This window comes from Alteromonas sp. G5_S2_22_S1, from assembly GCF_054968525.1.
The window spans coordinates 1-2,273 of sequence record NZ_JBQKUJ010000038.1; the positions used below are offsets into that span (position 1 = coordinate 1).

Below are 2,273 nucleotides of genomic sequence, written 5' to 3' on the forward strand. Positions count from 1 at the left end.
CGGCCCTTCAACCGTGAGTGAAATACTCTCGCGCTTTAAATCCAGTGATTTATCGTGGCCGTTGCCGGAAGCGCTCAATGATAAAACGCTCGAGGCTCAGTTGTATAACACTGGTCCCGTTCAGCGCCAAAAACGGCTGCCTGACTTTATGTTTATGCAGCAAGAGTTGAAGCGTAAAGGCATGACTAAGCTGTTGCTGTGGGAAGAGTATTGCGCCGAAGATAGTGCGTCAGCCTACGGTTATACGCAGTTCTGCGAGCATTATCAGCGGTGGCTTAAAAAGCAGAAGCGTAGTATGCGTCAGCATCATATCGCGGGTGATAAGTTGTTTATTGACTATTGTGGGCCGACAGTACCTATCGTTAATCCCGATACAGGCGAAGTGCGTTATCATGCACAAATCTTTGTTGCGACTTTAGGCGCGACCAACTACACGTATGTTGAAGCTGGCCGCTCTCAGCGTGAAGAAGATTGGATAATGGCGCACGTAAGAACGTTCCGCTACCTTGGCGGTGTACCTCGTTTACTTGTGCCGGATAACCTGAAATCAGCCGTTACCAAAGCCCATCGTTACGCGCCCACGCTGAATGAAAACTACGCAAAAATGGCGCGGCATTACGGCTGCGCCATTGTGCCTGCACGGCCTTATAAACCGAAGGATAAGGCTAAAGCAGAAAATGCGGTACTGATTGTTGAACGCTGGATACTAATGCGATTGCGACGGGAGTGCTTTTACACTTTAGCGGGCCTTAACGCACGTATCAAAGTGTTAATGGAAGAGTTAAATAATCGGCCGCAGCGCTTACATCCAGGCTCTCGCCGAGAGCAGTTTGAACTGCTCGATAAACCCGCGTTAATGCCATTGCCTGGCACCACGTATGAGTACATCGACAGTAAACGAGCAAAGGTGGGGCCGGATTACCATGTGCTGTACCAAAAGCACGCTTACTCTGTACCGCACACCTTAGTAGGCAACACGGTGACCATCGAGGCAAGTGGCAGTGTGGTCAGCATCTATCACCAAAATCAACTGGTGACACAGCACGCTAAATCAGCAAAAGACGGCGGCTTCTCAACGCAAAAAGAACACATGCCGGACAGCCATGTAAAACAGCGCTTCAGCGCTGAACGCTTATTGCACTGGGCGGAGAATATTGGTGTAGGTACGCGCGGTGTGGTGCAGTGGCACATCCATAGCCGTCAACATCCAGAGCAAGCGATTAAAAGCTGCCTAGCCATTCTAAATCTCACTAAACAGCATGGTGCTGCGCGACTTGAAGCCGCTTGCCAAAAGGCGTTACTGCTAGAACGCCCTCACAGAAGCGTTGTGATGAACTTACTCAAACATCACCAAGAAAGCGTACCGAGCACCGCTGTCGAACACGATGAGCAACCTGTAACCCACCACAATATCCGCGGCCAACATTACTATCAATAGGACAACCCATGACACAATCTCAATTACAAGAGCAACTGCGTAGCTTACGGCTTGGACACTTCGCTCAAGCGTTACTGCAACAACAAAGCCAAGCGACAACCTACGACGAGATGAGCTTCGAAGAACGCTTAGGATTACTGGCACAGCATGAAATCCACTGTCGGCAAGACAGCAAAGTGAAGCGTTTACTGCGTCAGGCAACCTTGCGCTTAGAAGCTCACGCCAGCCGATTGGAATACCGCGCAGAGCGCGGTCTACGCAAAGATAAAGTCGCCACACTGTTGAGCGGCCAATACTTACATCATGCCCATAACATTATCGTTACTGGCGCAACGGGGTGCGGTAAAACGTACTTCGCTTGCGCATTAGCCAGACAAGCCTGTGAACAGCATCATACAGTACGATATTACCGGCTCGGCCAGCTTCTAGATGAGCTGAATATCGGCCACGCCGATGGAAGTTACCGACAACAGCTTGCACAACTCGCTAAGAAAGAGCTGCTCATCCTAGATGACTGGGGAATGGAAAAACTGAGTGCAAGACAGGCCAATGACTTACTTGACGTAATGGAAGAACGATATCAAAACACCAGCACCATTATCGCTAGCCAGTTGCCCGTTACCGAATGGTACAAACTCATCAGTAACCCCACCGTGGCAGATGCATTACTCGACCGTTTACTGCACAACAGCCATCGAATTGAACTGGCTGGCGAATCGATGAGAAAACTAGACCAATCCGATCACTTAAGGTAAAACTGGCAAGGACGAAAAAGAAGAAGAAAAAGTGATCGGATAAAACCGAAATGACCGTTCGGATTCACCGAAATACGCAG

General features: G+C 49.5%; 2 protein-coding genes. Both read left to right on the top strand.

The window, feature by feature from the left end:
* Positions 1–1,438, top strand: a 1,438-nt coding sequence (istA, locus tag ACTRWF_RS19540; RefSeq protein ID WP_462836091.1) for an IS21 family transposase, incomplete at its 5' end; no start/stop codon positions are given.
* 8 nt (positions 1,439–1,446) lie between these two features.
* Positions 1,447–2,193, top strand: a complete 747-nt coding sequence (gene istB, locus ACTRWF_RS19545; RefSeq protein WP_015066349.1) for an IS21-like element helper ATPase IstB — start codon at positions 1,447–1,449, stop codon at positions 2,191–2,193.
* The last annotated feature ends 80 nt before the right edge of the window (positions 2,194–2,273 follow it).